The 18,641-nt window shown below is 44.2% G+C and carries 17 protein-coding genes; all 17 read left to right on the top strand.

The window, feature by feature from the left end:
• The first annotated feature begins 73 nt into the window (after positions 1 to 73).
• On the top strand, positions 74 to 1,090 hold the full coding sequence (locus tag AC3WJJ_RS17150) for an NAD-dependent epimerase/dehydratase family protein (protein ID WP_492542544.1): 1,017 nt from the start codon (positions 74 to 76) through the stop codon (positions 1,088 to 1,090).
• Positions 1,091 to 2,158, top strand: coding sequence for a dihydrodipicolinate synthase family protein (locus AC3WJJ_RS17145; protein ID WP_492542542.1), 1,068 nt, complete (start codon positions 1,091 to 1,093; stop codon positions 2,156 to 2,158). It abuts the gene before it with no gap.
• A 39-nt stretch (positions 2,159 to 2,197) separates the two neighbouring features.
• Positions 2,198 to 2,884 carry an L-serine ammonia-lyase, iron-sulfur-dependent subunit beta gene (gene sdaAB, locus AC3WJJ_RS17140; RefSeq protein WP_422659477.1) on the top strand — a complete coding sequence of 229 codons (687 nt, stop codon included), beginning with the start codon at positions 2,198 to 2,200 and terminating at the stop codon, positions 2,882 to 2,884.
• Positions 2,881 to 3,816 (top strand): L-serine ammonia-lyase, iron-sulfur-dependent, subunit alpha, encoded by a 936-nt coding sequence (sdaAA, locus tag AC3WJJ_RS17135; protein ID WP_492542539.1) that lies wholly within the window; start codon positions 2,881 to 2,883, stop codon positions 3,814 to 3,816. The genes sdaAB and sdaAA overlap by 4 nt, the downstream gene beginning before the upstream one ends.
• Positions 3,813 to 4,715 carry a Gfo/Idh/MocA family protein gene (locus tag AC3WJJ_RS17130; protein ID WP_492542537.1) on the top strand — a complete coding sequence of 301 codons (903 nt, stop codon included), beginning with the start codon at positions 3,813 to 3,815 and terminating at the stop codon, positions 4,713 to 4,715. The genes sdaAA and AC3WJJ_RS17130 overlap by 4 nt, the downstream gene beginning before the upstream one ends.
• Positions 4,716 to 5,242: 527 nt before the next feature.
• Complete coding sequence (locus AC3WJJ_RS17125; protein ID WP_492542535.1) at positions 5,243 to 6,859, top strand: extracellular solute-binding protein; 1,617 nt, start codon at positions 5,243 to 5,245, stop codon at positions 6,857 to 6,859.
• 105 nt (positions 6,860 to 6,964) lie between these two features.
• Positions 6,965 to 7,933: an ABC transporter permease gene (locus AC3WJJ_RS17120; protein WP_422659481.1), complete on the top strand. Its 969-nt coding sequence runs from the start codon at positions 6,965 to 6,967 to the stop codon at positions 7,931 to 7,933.
• Positions 7,934 to 7,941: 8 nt separating this feature from the next.
• Entirely contained in the window at positions 7,942 to 8,805 is an 864-nt protein-coding gene (locus AC3WJJ_RS17115; protein ID WP_492543077.1) for a carbohydrate ABC transporter permease, read from the top strand.
• Positions 8,806 to 8,866: 61 nt separating this feature from the next.
• Positions 8,867 to 11,101, top strand: a complete 2,235-nt coding sequence (locus AC3WJJ_RS17110) for a helix-turn-helix domain-containing protein (protein WP_492542533.1) — start codon at positions 8,867 to 8,869, stop codon at positions 11,099 to 11,101.
• Between the two features lie 25 nt (positions 11,102 to 11,126).
• Complete coding sequence (locus AC3WJJ_RS17105) at positions 11,127 to 12,125, top strand: zinc-dependent alcohol dehydrogenase (protein ID WP_492543075.1); 999 nt, start codon at positions 11,127 to 11,129, stop codon at positions 12,123 to 12,125.
• A gap of 93 nt (positions 12,126 to 12,218) precedes the next feature.
• Positions 12,219 to 12,455, top strand: a complete 237-nt coding sequence (locus AC3WJJ_RS17100; RefSeq protein WP_422659484.1) for a DUF6953 family protein — start codon at positions 12,219 to 12,221, stop codon at positions 12,453 to 12,455.
• A 133-nt stretch (positions 12,456 to 12,588) separates the two neighbouring features.
• Positions 12,589 to 13,725, top strand: a complete 1,137-nt coding sequence (locus tag AC3WJJ_RS17095) for a serine hydrolase domain-containing protein (protein WP_492543073.1) — start codon at positions 12,589 to 12,591, stop codon at positions 13,723 to 13,725.
• Positions 13,726 to 13,950: 225 nt separating this feature from the next.
• Positions 13,951 to 15,153, top strand: coding sequence for a hypothetical protein (locus tag AC3WJJ_RS17090; protein ID WP_492542532.1), 1,203 nt, complete (start codon positions 13,951 to 13,953; stop codon positions 15,151 to 15,153).
• 7 nt (positions 15,154 to 15,160) lie between these two features.
• Positions 15,161 to 15,928 (top strand): hypothetical protein, encoded by a 768-nt coding sequence (locus tag AC3WJJ_RS17085; RefSeq protein ID WP_492542530.1) that lies wholly within the window; start codon positions 15,161 to 15,163, stop codon positions 15,926 to 15,928.
• On the top strand, positions 15,921 to 16,805 hold the full coding sequence (locus AC3WJJ_RS17080; RefSeq protein ID WP_492542528.1) for a hypothetical protein: 885 nt from the start codon (positions 15,921 to 15,923) through the stop codon (positions 16,803 to 16,805). Before AC3WJJ_RS17085 ends, AC3WJJ_RS17080 begins: the two co-directional genes overlap by 8 nt.
• Complete coding sequence (locus AC3WJJ_RS17075) at positions 16,802 to 17,461, top strand: ABC transporter ATP-binding protein (RefSeq protein WP_492542526.1); 660 nt, start codon at positions 16,802 to 16,804, stop codon at positions 17,459 to 17,461. The genes AC3WJJ_RS17080 and AC3WJJ_RS17075 overlap by 4 nt, the downstream gene beginning before the upstream one ends.
• 159 nt (positions 17,462 to 17,620) lie before the next feature.
• Complete coding sequence (locus AC3WJJ_RS17070) at positions 17,621 to 18,511, top strand: GyrI-like domain-containing protein (RefSeq protein WP_492543072.1); 891 nt, start codon at positions 17,621 to 17,623, stop codon at positions 18,509 to 18,511.
• The last annotated feature ends 130 nt before the right edge of the window (positions 18,512 to 18,641 follow it).

Here is an 18,641-nt window from a genome sequence, read left to right as displayed (position 1 = left end):
TTAAAGATTTGTCCTTATATACATTCACTCGTTATGATGAAGGGGAAACGTAATCAGAAGGAGATGAATGGACATGAGAACGGTTGCGGAATTAGAAGCAAAGCTTGCTGAGCCATCAGAACAACTAATTGCTGATTTGAGTACAATTGAAGGAGATATCCTCATTCTAGGTGTCGGTGGAAAGATGGGGCCAAGTCTTGCGCGACTGGCTGCCAATGCTGTCAAAGAAGGCGGATTGAATAAACGAATAATCGGAGTTTCTAGGTTTACGAATGCAGAGGCTAGACGGGAGCTGGATGAAGCCGGAATAGTAACGATTTCATGCGACTTGTTGAATGATGAAGAGCTACAGAAACTACCGGATGCACAGAATGTGATCTACATGGCAGGGAATAAATTTGGTACAACAGGCCGTGAACATTTCACATGGGCTATGAATGCTTATCTTCCGGGCCGAGTGGCAGAGAAATATAAACATTCAAGAATTGTTATCTTTTCATCAGGAAACGTGTATCCGTTTTCATCGGTAGGTAGTGGCGGCGTGAATGAAGGGGTATCGCCCGAGCCACTAGGTGAATATGCGCAGTCTTGTCTCGGCAGAGAGCGAGTATTTGAATATTTTGCTCATCAGCATAAGACGCCCATGACGATCTATCGTCTGAATTACGCGATTGATATGCGTTATGGAGTCCTGCTTGAGCTCGCTAAATCTATTCATGAAGGTCGTCCAATAGATCTTACGATGGGACACGCGAACATAATCTGGCAGGGGGACGCGAATGAGATGGCACTTCGTTGCCTGAAACACTGTAGTAACCCACCGGAAATCATGAATATAACGGGTCCGGAGACGATGTCAATCCGCTGGGCTGCAGAGGAATTGGCTAAACGGATAGGGAAAGAAGTGAATTTTACAGGGACAGAATCGGAGACGGCACTGCTGAACAATGCTTCAAAGTCACACCAGTTATTCGGTTATCCTAAAGTCTCATTATTGCAGATGATCGATTGGACAGCAGAATGGGTGAAATCGGGTGGAGATACATGGAATAAGCCAACCCACTTTCAAGAGAGAAAGGGGAAATTCTAAATGAGCGGATGGAATCGATTGTCCTCAGAGAAAGCAAAGGCACTTGCAGAAGGTCTTGTTATTCCAGCGCATCCGCTTGCGCTAGATGCTAACCGCAAGCTCGATGAGAGACGCCAACGTGCACTGACAAGGTACTATGCTGCATCCGGCGCAGGCGGAATTGCCGTTGGTGTACACTCCACCCAGTTCGAAATTCGCGATAAAGGAATTGACCTTTATGAACCCGTTCTTCGTCTTGCAGCAGAAGAAGTAAAGCGTGCGAAACTGGATCGACCTTTTATTATGGTGGCAGGCGTCTGCGGACCGACAGAACAAGCGGTGAATGAAGCGCATATTGCTCGTAATCTGGGGTATGATGCTGCACTGCTAAGCATGGGAGGTCTTTCAGATTTAAGCGAAGAGGACATACTAAAGAGAACAGAGCAGATTGCGGCAATCATGCCTGTGATCGGGTTCTATCTGCAGCCTTCAGTTGGCGGCAAAATCTTTAGCTTTGATTTCTGGCGTCAATTTGCCGAGATTCCGAATATTGTAGCGATCAAAATGGCACCATTTAACCGATACCAAACGATTGATGTGGTGCGGGCTGTGTGCTATTCCAGCAGACGGGATGACATTTCCCTGTATACGGGAAATGATGATAATATCATCATTGATCTGCTCACTACGTATCGTTTCCATGTAGATGGCCAAATCGTTGAGAAGCCTATTATCGGAGGCCTGCTCGGTCATTGGGCCGTGTGGACAAGTAAAGCAGTGGAGTTGCTAGAAGAAATTAAACAGGTTCGCGGAGGGGCTATTGCTCCAGAATGGTTAATAAGAAATGTTGAGGTCACCGATAGTAACGCGGCCTTCTTCGATCCGGCACACCAATTCCATGGCTGTATTCCAGGTATTCATGAAGTTCTTCGAAGACAGGGCTTGCTTGAAGGAATATGGTGTTTGAACCCGAATGAAACATTATCACCGGGTCAATCCGCAGAAATTGATCGTGTGTACAGAGATTATCCTCATCTGAATGATGATGATTTTGTTAAAGAGCACTTGAATGATTGGTTGGCTGAGTAGAAGGCCAATCTAAACACCAAGATGAACGGGGGAAACGCTGTGCGTTTTAAAGATGTGTTCTCAATTATTGGACCGAGTATGGTAGGTCCGTCCAGCTCCCATACGGCGGGCGCTGTTCGAATAGGTAGGGCAGCGCGGCGCATTTTTGGAGCGTTTCCCACTCAAACAGAAATCGTGTTCTATGGTTCTTTTGCCGACACTTACCGGGGGCATGGGACCGATCTGGCGGTGGTCGGTGGTTTAATGGATTTTGCTACGGATGATATGCGTATTCGTGATTCCATTACGCTTGCGGAAGAGGCAGGAATGAAGTTGACCTTCAAGACAGCTCAGAACGTAGCCTTTCATCCCAATACGGTCTTATTGAAGCTGAAAGATGACAACGGCCGGGAAGATGTCGTGGTTGGTGCTTCGATTGGAGGCGGTAATGTTGAAATCTTAGGAGTAAACGGATTTGATGTGAAATTTACGATGAATTATCCGGTCTTGGTTGTATTCCATCAAGATACACCGGGTATGGTTGCTCACATTACCAAAATTCTTGGTAGCGGTGGGGTCAATATCGGATATATGGATGTGGATCGAAAGGGCCGAGGTGGAGAAGCTATTACGGTTGTGGAGACTGACGAAGCGGTGCCTAATGATCTCATGGAGCATATTCGTGGTTTAGGTCATGTTCATCGAGTCGTCTTTGCGGATTTGACGTCAGAGGAGGGTGCAGAATGAAGTTCTCTACACTACAACAGCTAATCGAATGCTGCCGTGAGGATGGAGTTACGATCGGGCAGCTGATGCTAAGTGAGCAGGCTAAGGAATCGGGAAAAAGCGAAGAGGAAATCTTTAAGCAAATGGCGGACTATTACAACATTATGAAGGAAGCAGTACATCGTGGCATTCACGAGCCTGTTCCATCCCGAAGTGGATTAACCGGCGGTGATGCTGTTCGTATCAGTGAATACATGCTGAGCGGGACAGCTTCCCTTGGTACGGAAGCCTGTACCGCGCTTGCCTACGCTCTTTCTGTCTCTGAAGTAAATGCCTCTATGGGTAGAATTATTGCGACCCCTACGGCTGGATCATGCGGTATTATACCGGGTGTATTTGTCAGTTCGCAGGAACGATTCCATTGGGATGATCAGCATCTTATTATGGGATTGTTCTGTGCAGGGGCGATCGGATATGTTATCGCGAACAATTCATTCATCTCAGGCGCGGAGGGTGGTTGTCAGGCTGAGGTGGGTTCAGCCATTGGTATGGCTGCTGGTGCACTTACAGAGCTGAGAGGTGGGACACCGGAGCAGGCGGTACATGCTGTCGGTCTTGCGCTTAAGAATTCCTTAGGGTTAATATGTGATCCAGTCGGAGGTCTCGTTGAGATTCCGTGCATCGTAAGAAACGGATTCGGCGCCGTGTCAGCCCTTGCTGCTACCGATATGGCACTGGCTGGTGTTCGTAGCGTCATTCCTTCTGACGAAGTGGTTGGGGTGATGCTTGAAGTCGGGACCGCAATGCCTGCGAAGCACAGGGAGACCGCTCAAGGTGGACTTGCACAGACCCCTACAGGGAAGAAGATATTGAAGGATCTGTATGGAAAGGGAAGCAAGAATGTGAATCAGAAGGGCGTAAAGAGTACGCAGAAGGAGGACGAAACAAAGTGACCTCTCTTCGGATCGGATTAATTGGCCTTGATACTTCACATGCAATTGCATTTACAAGACTGCTTCATGATACAGAGGAGCCCTTTCATGTCCCTGGAGCCCAAGTAACTCTGGCATATCCGGGTGGGTCACCTGATTTTCATCTGAGTATTTCGCGGGTCGATGGATTTACCAAGGATATTCAGGAACAGTACGGTGTTCAGATTGTGGAAACTCCAGAAGAGGTAGCAGAGCATAGTGATGCCATGATGCTCATAGCTGCGGATGGACGGGTTCACTTGGATTTATTCCGAAAAATAGCTTCTTACGGTAAGCCTGTATTTATTGATAAACCGCTAGCCCTTCGGTCATCTGAAGCGGACGAAATCGGTAGAATTGCGAAGAGACATGCCATTCCAGTCATGAGCTCTTCTTCTTTGCGTTATGCGGCCAGTTTAAGTGAAGAGCGGCTCAAGGAAGAGAAGGGCATTATCATTGGAGCTGATGTACATGGACCCATGGAGATTGAGGACACTCAATCTCGTTATTTTTGGTATGGGATTCATGCAGCTGAAATGCTCTACGCCATTATGGGGTCTGGCTGCAGAGAAGTAGCGGTGACCTCAACAGAAGGGCATGACCTGATCATAGGAACTTGGAACGATGGACGATTGGGTACTGTGCGTGGAAACCGAGAAGGGAATTACAAGTTTGGGGCATTGATTCATCGTACCCATGGAAGTGATTACGTGGATGCAGCAAGTTCAGGAAAGCCGTTCTATGCAGATTTATTGGAGCAGGTCATTCCTATGTTTGTATCCGGTCAATCGAGCCTTCCATTCGAGCAGTCTATTGAAGTCATTAGATTTCTAGAGGCGGCAGAAGAGAGTAGAGCCATAGGAAATGCTGTAAAGCTATAGCTTATTAATGACCTTCCTAATCCCTAATTACATCATAACGGAATATATCCAGTTAACCCTTCTCTGATATGGGAGATTGGTGAAAGTTTCAATTAGGAAAATGAGTTGTTTTGAGGAATGATTTCGTGCGGGAATCAGTCCTTTTTTTCTGTATTTCTACCTCTTTAGCATTTTCCACACGACTTAAACCCTTGATACATAGCCATTTTTTGATATTTAGCATAAGAAGAGATCACGAAATCACAGGCTGGTGAAATACAATTCTTTACCAAAATTGAAAGCGCTTTTATGATGTGGATGGGTAGAAAAATGAAACTTCGCACTCGGAAAAAGGTTGTCTACCATTTGATGTATTTCAACCTTATATAAAGCGGGGTGGTTCATCACGAAGGGAGGCAGTTCAGTACAATTTCAGAAATGGTATCTAAAGTTGCATGAGATGTTGATTAAAAATGCTGGGGGTTAATCAAACGAGATTTTACAAAGTTTCACCATTATTATGGATGATCCATTAGGGAGGAACAGAAATGTCAAAAAAATGGTTTAGCATGGCGCTTGTGTTAACGATGCTTGCATCATTACTAGCAGCTTGTGGTGGAGGCGGTGGAAGTAAAGAACCCGCACCCGAAGCAGGGGGCAATACACCACCTAAAGAAACAGCACCTGTAGATCCGAACCAATATGGAGATACGGGCGGTCTGACACTGCCACTGGTCGACAAGCCTACCAAGATTACTTGGATGCTGCCAAGTGACAAAACAGATCTGAACACATCTCTTATCGCAAAAGAAATCGAGAAGCGTACAGGAATCACTATTGATTTTCAGGCTTATTCCAAGGCAACTTTTCAGGATAAGTTAAGAGTAGTTGTAGCTTCAGGTAAATTGCCGGATATTTTCCACGGACTTAAACCGAATGAGCTGAAGAAGATTGGCAAGCAAAATGCGGTTGTAGCAATTAATGAGTATGCAGATATGCTCCCGAACTTTAAGAAGTTATACATGGAAGAGAACCCTTCGGTTCTTTCTTCTTATGGTGATGAGAAGGGAAATTTATATGCTTGGCCGATTCACAACCTGAACCGGGATGTAAACCATGGCTTTATGTACCGGAAGGATATTTTTGATGAATTGGGCATCAAGGAATGGACGAATACAGAAGAATTCTATCAAGCTTTGAAGACGCTGAAAGAAAAATATCCAGATTCTTATCCTTATGCATCCAAAAATAAAGAGTACATTTTCCGTGACTGGGCGTACGGTTGGGGAATCGGTGGTGCGAACTATCCGGTTTATTATGATGAATCAGCTAAGGTGTGGAAATTCGCAAGTATTCAACCTGAACATAAAGAGATGCTGGACTTCATGAAAAAGCTTTATACAGAGGGGCTGCTCGATCCTGAATTCCTGACGGATACACAGGAAAGCTGGACTTCCAAAATGACAACAAGCAATAAAGCGTTTGTAACGTACGACTGGATTGGACGTCTTGACATGTTCTACAACCAGATCAAAGACACGAACCCTAAATATGATTTGAGATATGGAAATCCGGTTGGACCGACGGGTAACGGTATGAGTCTTCCAAAAATTGATGCCAGCTTTGGGATTACCGTAACGAATAATGATAACAAGGAAGCTGCCTTGAAATTGCTCGATTATCTGACTAGCCCATCCGGTGCAACGCTCGTTACGATGGGGGTAGAAGGTGAAACGTTCAAGATGGAAGGCGACAAAGTCGTTTATCCTGAGCTGACAGATTTACCGTTAGTGGATATCAGCGTGCTCGAAGATAGATATGGTCTGTGGCTCGAAGGGATGTACTTGAATCCAGATAGAAGAAGTGTGTATTACAACTTTACCGAGAAGGAACAAGAAGCTCAAGACAAGCGTATGAAAGCAAACAGCTTTGAGCCACTAGATCCGGTACTTAACTTTACCGATGCAGAATCCGCTACAATTGCTGAGCTTCAAGTGAATCTTGAGAAGAGCTCTAACGAGTTTAATTCCAAGTATGTCCTGAACAAAGGTTATGGAGATGCGCAGTGGGCTGAATGGCAAAAAACGGCTGCTGCTCAAGGTGCTGATAAAATGGTTGAGATTTTCAACGCCGCACAACAGCGTTTCGATGCATCCACGAAATAATAACAACAGCCTTACGGCTATCTGAGATTGGTAACTATAAGGGTGAGTGCAGCATTCGGGAGGAATTGCCCTGGGTGCTGCTCCTTATCTAAAGGAGGTAACATCATGGCACGCGCCGGCATCGAAACAGGCAGGGAACAACCACCTAAAAGGACGGCTACAGGTCGGAAGCTAACAGCATTTCAGCATATGAAACGCGATCGCCAGCTATTGATCCTGTTTATACCGTGCTTTTTATTTTATCTGATCTTCCGTTACGGACCTTTGTACGGTATGCTCATTGCTTTTAAGGATTACAGCGTGTTTACCGGCATAATGGAGAGCCCATGGGTTGGGATGAAGCACTTTATTAACTTTTTCAGCGGTCCGGACTTCTGGCTGTTGTTCAAGAATACCCTAACACTTGGCGTGCTTTCACTCGTTTTTTCATTTCCGTTTCCGATCATTCTGGCTGTTCTGCTCAATGAGGTACGAATCAAATGGTTCAAAAAATCAGTACAGACGATTAGCTACCTCCCGTCCTTTTTGTCCGTTGTTATCATTAGTAGTATGCTGATTGACTTTCTATCACCGAGCAACGGTATTATCAACCAGCTTCTTGCTGCATTAGGTTTTGAGAAGACTTATTTTCTAATAGATCCGGCATGGTTCCGTCCGGTTTATATCGCTTCTGACATTTGGACCCATACCGGATACGAAGCTATTATTTACATGGCTGCTATTGCAGGAATTAGTCCTTCGCTGTATGAAGCGGCCAAGGTCGATGGTGCCAAGCGGCGTCATATGATTTTTAGGATCACGATTCCAGCTCTTATGCCGACAATTATTATTATGTTTATTCTGAAGACTGGCCAAATGCTCCGCATCGGCTATGAGAAGGTTCTCTTACTCTATAATCCGATGACATATGAAGTGGCAGATGTGTTCTCTACTTTCGTTTACCGGAAGGGGATTCTGGAAGCCAATTATAGCTATGCCGCAGCCGTAGGGTTGTTTGAAGCCGTCGTAGCCATGGTGTTGCTGCTCTCCTCGAACTTCATGAGTAAAAAGATTGGAGGGAATGGCTTGTGGTAAGTAAAAAAATGAATATAAAAGACTTCTCGCTGTTCTCTGTCATCAACGGGATTATTATGTTGTGTCTCTCGGTGGTTGTCTTATATCCGATCATTTATATTACAGCAGTTTCATTTAGCGACACGGCCTCCGTGCTTCAAGGGAAGGTAACATTACTGCCTAAAGGGTTCAATCTGGATGCATATGCGCAGGTGCTTAAGGATGATCGTATTCCACGTGCGTATCTTAACACGATTTTCTATACGACCCTTGGAACAACGATTAATCTGTTATTTACAGCCGTTGCGGCTTATCCACTGGCTCGTAAAGATTTCTTCGGTCGTAAGTTCTTCTTGCTGGCGATCATTCTCACGATGTTTCTGAATCCTGGTATTATTCCGAATTATTTGATCGTACAAGAATTAGGACTGATCGACACCGTATGGGCTTTGGTTCTACCGAATGCAATCTGGACTTTTGAATTGATCATTCTAAAGAGTTTCTATGAGAATATGTCGGAATCGCTTCGAGAGGCTGCTGTAGTAGACGGGGCATCAGAATATCGTATTCTGTTCCAGATTATCATCCCGTTATCTAAGCCAGCACTTGCTTCAATTGGACTTTTCTACTTCATGGGCCATTGGAACAGCTTTTTTATTCCACTGATTTATTTGAATGACTCTACGATGTATCCGCTTCAAGTCGTTCTAAGGGATATGCTAATCTTCGCAGATAACAACAACAATACGAATCTTGTGGATGCTGCCGCACTCGCTCCACAGGCGATGAAGAATGCAACAATCGTCCTGTCGATGATACCGGTGCTTCTCCTTTATCCATTTGCACAAAAGTATTTTGCCAAAGGGGTTATGCTTGGTTCCGAAAAAGGGTGACGTACAGCCGGGTTGAGTATAACATGGTGTTAATGAAGGGACATCAAGAGAGGTGATCCATATGAATCGATTGATCGCTAACAGAGGACTGTTGCAAATCTTCTTTGCTCTGCAGCTGGTCGTCGGCATCATGTTTATATTCAACTACATCGTATACAAGAATTCGATTTCTGGTATATACGAGAAGGTGACAGAGAACAACCGAATGGTCATCAAAAATATTATTCAGTCATTCGATAGCAGCTTCACTTCCATTAACAACCTGATGTTTAACATTCATGCACTGCCGTATGAGCAGATTATGGACAGTGATGGCAAGCCGGATATGGAGAAGGTTCTAGACCTGCAGGACAGTCTGGGCCGTATGGTGTCCACGATGGATTTTGTAGAGGATGCCATTATTACTTACGATTATAAGCTGGCAATTACTCCACATGGAACGAGTAGCATGGAGGCATTATTCGACCGAAAATACATGTCGGGTAAATATAACTCCGTATTCTGGAACAATTTCCTTCGCTCGGAGCATGATTTCACTGTGTTTCCTGTTGAAACTTACTCTGAAATGACTGCAGGGCATAAGAAGAACCTAATAGTAGCGGTGGATAGCAGCAATATTCGAATGTCTAATAAGAAATTGATGGTACTAATCAATGTAAACAAACTATTAAACAGTATCGATCTAAAAGGTATGATCCCAGATGCATCCCTCATGGTACTGGATGAGAACCGAAATGTAATTCTCAGCACAGAGAAGGATCTGGATCTCGTGAAAATTCTGAACGATGTGTATTTCAACCCATCAAGCGAGGCGTCACTGACGCATGAGAATTTCGAATATAACTTTTATAAGTCGGATTATAACGGATTTATTTATATTAATAAGCTACCTTACAAGTTTCAGAACATTCACTCGGTGACAAGTGCGAACCAATGGATCATGTATGGCGCAATTGTGCTGGCAGTCATTTTGTCAGTCTTACTTAGTATCTATCTATATAGGCCAGTGAAGGGGATACTGAAGGTTCTTGGGGGTTCTAATGTTAAAGGTAATGATTTTGTGAAAATCCAGAGTGGAATTGTCAAAATGCAGCGGGAGAACGAATCCCTTAAGAGTCAGATGGGACTTGTAGATTCCGAGATTCGCAGAGGTGTGTTCTTGCAGACGCTTGATGGATATCGACACTCTGAAGAATATGAATTACAGATGCAGAATCATTATGCCTATTTATTTCAGCGCAGATACTTTGTCATGGCGGCGATTTATCTTCAACCGGTAGAAGTTAATGAACAGCTAGAACTGTCGGTGGAGGAAATGACGGAGCTTATTCAAAGTGGTGTTCAGGAGAATCTAGCTCATGTCGTCGTATTTCATGAAGATCATCTTAAATTTCTAATGCTTATGGGAATGGATCATCCATCGGATCGTAAGAAGGTACTTCAGCATTACGAGAACTATATTCGGCAGGTTGAGCAAACAACATTCAGCTCCTTTAAAGTATGGGGCTGTATTAGTCGAGTCTTTGACTCGAAGATTAGCAACTGCCGCGAAGCCTACCAGGATATCCAGAATGGTTTTCTGTATCGGAACGTTAACAGGAAGGAATGGGTGACAGATACAGAAGCCATCCGTTTTGTACCGGGGATTCATTTCCCACTGCAAAAAATGGAGAAGCTGTCTAACTGTCTTATGACCGGTAAAACGGACGAGGCGCTGGAGATCGTCGATAAAATTATTGAGGAAAATGCGAGTTTACGCATTCACTATCACCAGATGCTACATATTGCGCAGTCGATGTTTTTTATCGTACTTAAACAAATTAATTCATCGGAAGATAATCGCCAAGAGTTGTTCCGTCTGGAAACAGAAATCATAGAGAAGCTGCATCGTGCTTATAACTATCAGGAAATTCGCGAGGTTCTGATGGAAGGGCTACGACGGATCGCTGCCATGCAGAACCATGATTCGAAGAGTAAGTTAAATCCAGCCTTCATATCCCAATATATTGAGCTTCATTATATGGAGAATCTGTACTTGGATCATATGGCTGAGGTACTAGATACTAGCTCGAAGTATTTCTCGAACTATTTCAAAAAGACCTTTGGGGTTAACTACGTGGAGTATCTTAATAAGGTTCGATTATCTCACGCCAGAGAATACCTAGCGAATACCGATCTCAGCATAGCAGAAATCGGTGAGAAGACGGGGTATACGAATTCTTCCACATTTACAACAACGTTTAAGAAGTACTGCGGAGTTTCACCTAGCGAATATCGAAAGAACACAGGGAAATAGGGTGAGATAGGAGGAACAAAAGATGATGAAAGCAGTTGTCGCACAGTTCGGGAAGGTAGCCATTGCACATATTGAGAGGCCGTCTCTTCCGTCTGGCCATGTACGTATCCGTACAGAATATTCGGCTATTAGTCCCGGAACAGAAATGAGTATGATCAAGAATTCTAAAGAGCAACAGATTGTAATCGGTTACAGCGCAGTAGGTGTCGTTGTAGAATTAGGTGATCAGGTCACGGGTCTTAAGGTGGGACAACGGGTTGCTTGTTATGGAGCGCCATATGTACGCCATGCTGAAGAGCTTGTTGTACCGTCCAATCTGACAGCTGCTGTTCCAGATCATGTAAGTCCAGAAGAAGCGGCCTTTGCAGGACTTGGAGCGATTGCCATTCATGCATTACGCATAGCGGATCTCCGGTTTGGAGAATCGGCGGTTGTGGTGGGTCTTGGTATCTTGGGCCAGATCATCGCGCAAATATCTTCAGCAGCCGCGAATCAGGTGCTTGGCTTGGATCTGAACAAAGAACGGATTCTTCAGATGCGGCAGCATATCGATCATGTGTATGATAACCAGGAAGAGCTGGAGAAGCAGATCCTAGTTACTACAGGTGAATATGGTGCGGATAGTGTGATTTTGTGTGCGGGTGGTCCGGGAGAAGCCTTAATCAATTCGGCATTGAAATGGATTCGGGATAAAGGGAAGGTTGTGGTTGTTGGGGATCTGACCATGAATTTCTCGCGTGAGCTGATGTTCGGCAAAGAGGCACAGGTGCTTATTTCAAGGGCTGGAGGTCCCGGGCGTTATGACCGGGGTTATGAATTTGACAATAAAGACTACCCCATGGGCTTCGTTCGCTGGACAGAAGGAAGGAATGTGGCGGAATACATACGTCTGCTTGCAGAAGAGAGAATAGCGATTCAGCCGCTCATTTCCCGAATCGTTCCGCTGGATGATGCGGTGGAAGCCTATGAGCAATATGGTCCGTCGTCGACCATTATGGGGACCGTCTTCAAATACGATATGTAGTATGCGAACATCTTCTGTTATCTTCCCGAGAGGTACCTTACGGGTATGCTATAATCATAGCAGGCATCCTAGGATGACAGGGAGGTGAAGCTCGTGGAAGTGACGGCACAGGAAGTTGCAGAGTGGATGGTGAATGAAATCAAGTTCACAGGCACACTGCGACAGGAAGATGCGATTGAATACGTAAAGTCACACTTCGGAGAGCAGTTTGTTTTTGTTAATGATAACGGAAATTCATCGCTGTCCAAAGACGTGAAGAAGGCATTTCGGAAACTGCACGGTGGCCGGATTGCATGGGATCGAGACGGATTCTTATGGGCATGGACATAGGCTAGAACGAGTGGATGAACCGGTGGCATAAAGCTATCGGTTTTATTTTCGTTCACGTATAGACGCGGGGCGCGCGGTTGGTTAAAATATGTTCATTATTCCGAAATTTAGGAAGGTGGGGGAGTGGTTGGATATGTTAACTGATACTTGGCGCGTCATAGAAGGAACAACAGAGGTATCACCTGAAGAAGTACATATGGATTCAAGGCAGCTGGGTAAGCTAGATCAACATTTTCAGGAGCTGATATCACAGAAGAAGATTCAAGCAGCGAGTTATCTCGTAGCCCATGAGGGCAAGGTTGCCGCCTGGAGATCGATGGGAGCACTCCATGGAACAAGCGGTGAAGGGGACTTGCAGCCGGATTCGATAAGGAAGTTATCCTCAATTACGAAAGCGTTCACAAGTGTATCCATTGTGAAGTTGATAGAGGATGGTAAACTGTACGTCGACCAGCCAGTAGCTACCATACTCGAAGAGTTTAATAATCCGATGCACCAAGGAATTAAACTGTACCACCTTTTAACACATACATCTGGTATTATGCCGGTTAATGGATATTACAATGAGCCTTATCCGCGTGAGTGGTGGGGTGCGAGAGGAATGGAGAACTGGATTCCCAAAGTGCTGCAGGGACCGCTCGTATGTCAACCGGGAGAAGCTTATAACTATTCAACCGTAGGATTTGCCCTACTTGGAGAGATTGTTACTCGTGTATCGGGCCAGCGGTATGAAGACTATGTGAAGGAGCATATTTTGCAGCCACTAGGTATGAATCGGACCTTCTTTGATGTCCCTGTAGAGCTTCATTCGGAAGTGTGTACGGTGGATGAGCGGGATGTCGAGCGGCTGTCAGACCAAGAATGGGATGCTTCGCTGCCTCCACGTTCGGACAGTGGACTATACTCGACCTTGTATGATATGTGGAAGTTCGGACAAATGCTGCTGAATGGAGGAAGCTTCGAGGGTCAGCGTATTCTAGGGAGAAAGTCGGTAGAACTGCTAACTCGGCGTCATTTGTTCAATGTTCCAGCCTACCACTGGGGCGGCATGATTAAAGATAAGGGTCATGCCCTAGGGCTCGATCTTGCGATTGATCATCTTTCTTTCGAGTCGCAGGGGACGTTCCAATTAGAAGGTTCGGGAAGATCGGCGCTATTCGTTGATCCGGTTGAGAAGCTGGTTGTCGTCTTATTCGTGCCTTCTGTGTATTCGTGGATTCCGGAGTCTGTGCTGGGTACGAAGCAGATTATTTGGTCGAGTTTGAAGTAAGTAAGGAATAGGGTGATTAAGGTAGTTAGGTTATTAGAAAGTTACAATGCAGGGGGCCTAGAGGGCTCCCTGTTTTTTTGTGTAGTGGAATTCACTCTAATAGAGAACGATATTGGCATTTTTAATTTTTTATTCAGAGCGTAACCAAAATGCACCGAATGGTGTTTGTTATATTAATCGACAAATTTTTACCATTAATAAGTTCTAAAGGGGTAATGTTCAGCTATGCGAAAAATCTCTATGTTATTTATGGTTTTAATTTTATTACTTGTGGTTGCTTGTGATGAACCAGCAGGAGACACCAAACGCATAGAACAATTAGATTTGAACACCTATCTAGGATCGGTGGAAATGCCGAAAAATCTTTCAATTACCTTTGATTCAACAAAAGTGTCTACTGTAACTTCTGCGAAGAAGTACACGGCTACGTTTCTTGAGCTTGATCCAGACACGGTAGCTAAAGAGCTTCTGCGTAATGACATCACTGAACAAAAACCTATGGCTGAAGGTCCATACTTCATAGCGAAATCCTCCTCCAAGGATGAATACCTTACTGTTTTAGATGGTGGAAGGAGCTTTGGAGTTAAGGGAGCTACGAATGGTGGATTGAGTTATATGGTAATCAAAGACGGTGATCAGAATAAACCAGAATTAATTGCTAATACCATTGGACCACCAAACACGACAGAACAATTTTTTAGAAGTATGAAACGAAGTGATTATTCATCATCTGCGAACCTATCCTTCGCAAGCTATGCTGAAGCATTGGCAAGTGTAGAGCATCTTTTGTCATCGATTGGCTTGTCTAAATCTAAACTCGTGGAATCATACGCTATGGATTTGAAGACGATGAAAGAACATTATAACTATTATCTTGAGGAGATGATGAATGAAGAGGAAGTGAAATCGTATGATTTTACTGCAGAAGACGAGAGCTACAGGTTTTATTTTCGCCAACAAATCGATGAACTGCCTGTGAATAGTACAATATGGTTTCTGGGAAAGGGTACTGCGGAAGGTGCTGCAGGTAATGTTATGAGCAACAATCCGATCCTTACCGTTACGTATCAGAAGGATGGAGTTAGCAATATTTCAGCAAGACATTTTTTTGATATTCCTAACGCTAAGTCTGGGGAGCCTGAATCTTTAATCAGTGTAGTGGATGCCATGAAGATCTTACTAAAGGAATATAAGGATCTAATCCTAGAGGAGGGAACCAAAGTATCCTCGGCAGAACTTCTCTATGTGTCTGTTCCCGTTAAGGGAAAAGAGGAAGAAGCTATATTTGATTTGATACCTGCCTGGGTATTTACGATCACCAAACCTCAGTACGCAGATGACAAGGGCATAGGAAACTATCAATCCGATGATTACGGTCAATATGTTGTCAATGCAATCACTGGTGACAAGCTGTCGGGAATGAGGTGATATACAGGTGAAACAATTCTTATCCCTGACGGCAACGAACTTCTACCGGTCTCTATTCTCGGGACGTTTTGTATTCAGCGTGCTTGGTGTTATAGCTGTACTATTCTTGACATCCTTCGGAATGATGAATTCAGACTCCGATGTCGTATCCGTATTCATGATATCTGGTAGCGGAAATATGGTACTTATTATGGGCGTTTTACCTTTGCTTCCATTTGCCATGAGCTTTGCAATGGAGTGGGAGGAACGTTCTGCAGGCTTTTGGATGATCCGTACAGGGATTCGTAATTACGCTTTATCTAAGGTACTTGTTAGTGCGATTACCGGTATATTAGCTACCTTTTCAGGTATATTGTTATACGCTATTCTGCTCCTTGTTAAGTTACCTTTATACAATGATTTGAATAGTTCGGGAGATCCGTATGCCCCATTGTTAGAAGCAGGGATGCCAGTAACTTATCTTCTTAGTTATGCTCTTCATATGTCGTTGTCATCGGCTTTATTCGCCGTAGCGGCACTTTGGATTTCTGCGTATTTTCCTAATCCCTTCTCAACTTTAGCAGCTCCAATTGTACTTTATTTTATTCTCTTCCGATTAACAAGAACATGGGGGATACCGGAATTTCTTAGCTTAGTTTGGATTGTGGAAGGACCATATCATGCGGGGTCACCTTTATTGTCGCTGCTTCTTAAGCTTGGGACTGTAATTGTTCTATGCTTGTTGATGGGATATGGGACCGTAGTTCAGATTCGCAGGAGGGTGCAATATGACTAATTGGACAACAATATGGCTATGTGCCCGTGTTAATTTACTAAAATGGTCAGTGACACCTCGGATGTATACGATTGCCGCTATTATTTTGGCATTTGCGATTTGGATATTTGCTTGGATATCTGATTACGCATCTGCTGTAGGTGTGAATGTAACCCCATGGGTGTTCCCTTATTTACTGACGATGCCTATTATATTTACGATTTATGGAGTGCTGACAACATTGTTGTTTAGCGACGCACCATTTACGGACAGTCATACTCCTTTTCTCATGGTACGCATGAGTCGAAGAAACTGGGTTTTAGGACAGCTTCTATATATATTAATTACGAGTTTCTTATATACTGCCTTTTTTGTTCTTATGTCGATGGTAGTGCTTATTCCGAATCTGAAGTTCTCTTTGGATTGGGGAGCTGTGTTGAAGACGCTTGCATATGATCCAGGAAGTCCTGCTAAGTACAATATAGAATCATATTCTTATATAAAAGATCCAGTCATCAGTATGTTCTCTGCTATGGAGGCGATGCTGATTAGTTTCGGTTTGTTCTGGCTTGTATCGTTATTTATGGGTGTACTTATCTTTTGTTTCAATGTAGTGCTAGGTAGACTAAGCGGACTCATTGCGGCTGGTGTATTTACATGTATCGCTTACTTTGCCGTTTATGTTGGAAAACTATCTTTTGGAAATATGGTTTACTATATATCACCACTCAGTTGGACAAGCATGTTCTATCTGGATTGGGGAAATACAAGTTCAATGCCAACTCCATTGTATGCTATAAGTTTTTTGTTCGGGGCCATTGCACTAATGAGTATGATTTCAGTAAAAGTGTATTGCATGAAGGATGTTGATGTTCAGGAAAGGAGATCCTCCTTATGACGGCTAATATGATAGAAGTTACGGACGCCGTGAAGCGATTTAAGGAAACAACGGCATTAAATCATGTGTCAGTTACATTTGAGACAGGACGAATTCATGGGGTTATTGGCCGTAATGGATCGGGTAAAACGGTCCTGTTTAAATGCATCTGTGGATTCATGCAGCTTAGTTCCGGTCAAATTTTAATCAAGGGACAGCCTGTTAGGCCAGCGGCAGCGCAGGACATCGGCATTATTATAGAAGACCCCGGTTTCATCGGCTCACTAAGTGGATTTAAAAACTTGAAATTACTGGCTTCAATACGTCGTGAAATATCGGATGATGATATTCGCCAGACGCTGATTCGAGTAGGGCTGGACCCTAACAGTAAGAAGCATGTGCGTAAGTATTCACTAGGTATGCGCCACCGGTTAGGTATAGCTCAAGCAATAATGGAGAAACCCAAGCTGCTTATCCTGGATGAACCGATGAATGGACTGGATAAACAAGGCGTACTTGAGATCCGAGAGATTCTGAAGGAACTGAATCGGCAAGGTATTACGATTATTCTATCATCCCATTATGCAGAGGATATTGAAGTGCTCTGTGATACGGTCTGCGAAATGGATGGCGGTGTACTAACACCTATTAGGGGATGTGAATCCACAGTTTCCTAAATGGTAAATAGGCAATAGTTAAACGGCGATTTCGCCGTTTTTTTTATTGTGTCTATTTCTTCTCCACACTAAAGATGACAATTTTAGATCAGCCTTGGAGTGAACTGCGATGATACAATACAGTTACCTACCTTAAGGAGGCGTGCTTGCGTGAGCTACATGGAATGTTTTCAGAAGAGTATCGATTATATTGAGGAACATCTTCAAGACAAAATAACGGTGGAGGAACTATCCGACATTGCAGGCTTTTCACCGTACCATTTTTACAGACTTTTTGCCGCATATGTCGGCTTGCCTGTCATGGAGTATGTCAGAAGAAGACGTCTTGCTCACGCGGCGGCTGAACTGGCTAAGGGTAAGCGGGTCATTGACATTGCGATGGAGTACGGATTTGAGACGCATGCGGGATTCGGTAAAGCATTTCGGAAGGTTTATAGCTGCTCCCCAGAGCAGTATCGTAAGCACTCGAGTGGACAGATTCCGGGTAAGGTCGATCTTACCCTATATAAGAAACTTCAAGTTACAGGGGGCGTTATATTGGAGCCAAAAATCGTAACGAAGCCGGCATTTAGCATTATCGGCTATGCGCTTGAAACCACGGTGGAGCGAGATCGTAAGGATCGTGAAATTCCAGCATTCTGGAGCCATTTTGATATCACGGGACTAGAAGCCAGGCTGTATGAGTTGGTTCAGCCGAAGGAGCACGGTGAGTATTTTGTATGCTTTCCAGTCGACATGGAGACAGGTAGTTTCACATATGTTGCTGCAGTTAAAGGAGATGAGTTGCCGTCTGGAGAGGAAGGATTGTTCAAGGGAGTGGTGCCGGAAGCAACCTATGCGGTGTTCACGACGCCCCCGGCGGATTACGCCAATCAGGGATTCGTACAGACGGTGGCTGGAACATGGAGATATATTTTTGAAGATTGGTTCCCTAGGTCGGGTTACGAGTACGCTCCGGATAAAGTGGAGTTTGAATTCTATGATGAGCGGTGTCATGAAGAGACGGGAGCCGTTATGGAGATTTATATTCCTGTTGTGAAGCAGGTGTAGTTGTAAGCGCACAGACCTCATCTGTGCGCTTTTGGTTATCTAATTTGGAGCTATACATTTATGCATGCATTCAGCCGATACACTTAATGATTCTTATAACAAGGTAATATAGAACAGGGGAGATTGGGTT

Source organism: Paenibacillus sp. FW507-14B1B, from assembly GCF_058781425.1.
This window is presented reverse-complemented; position numbering and strand designations above follow the sequence as displayed.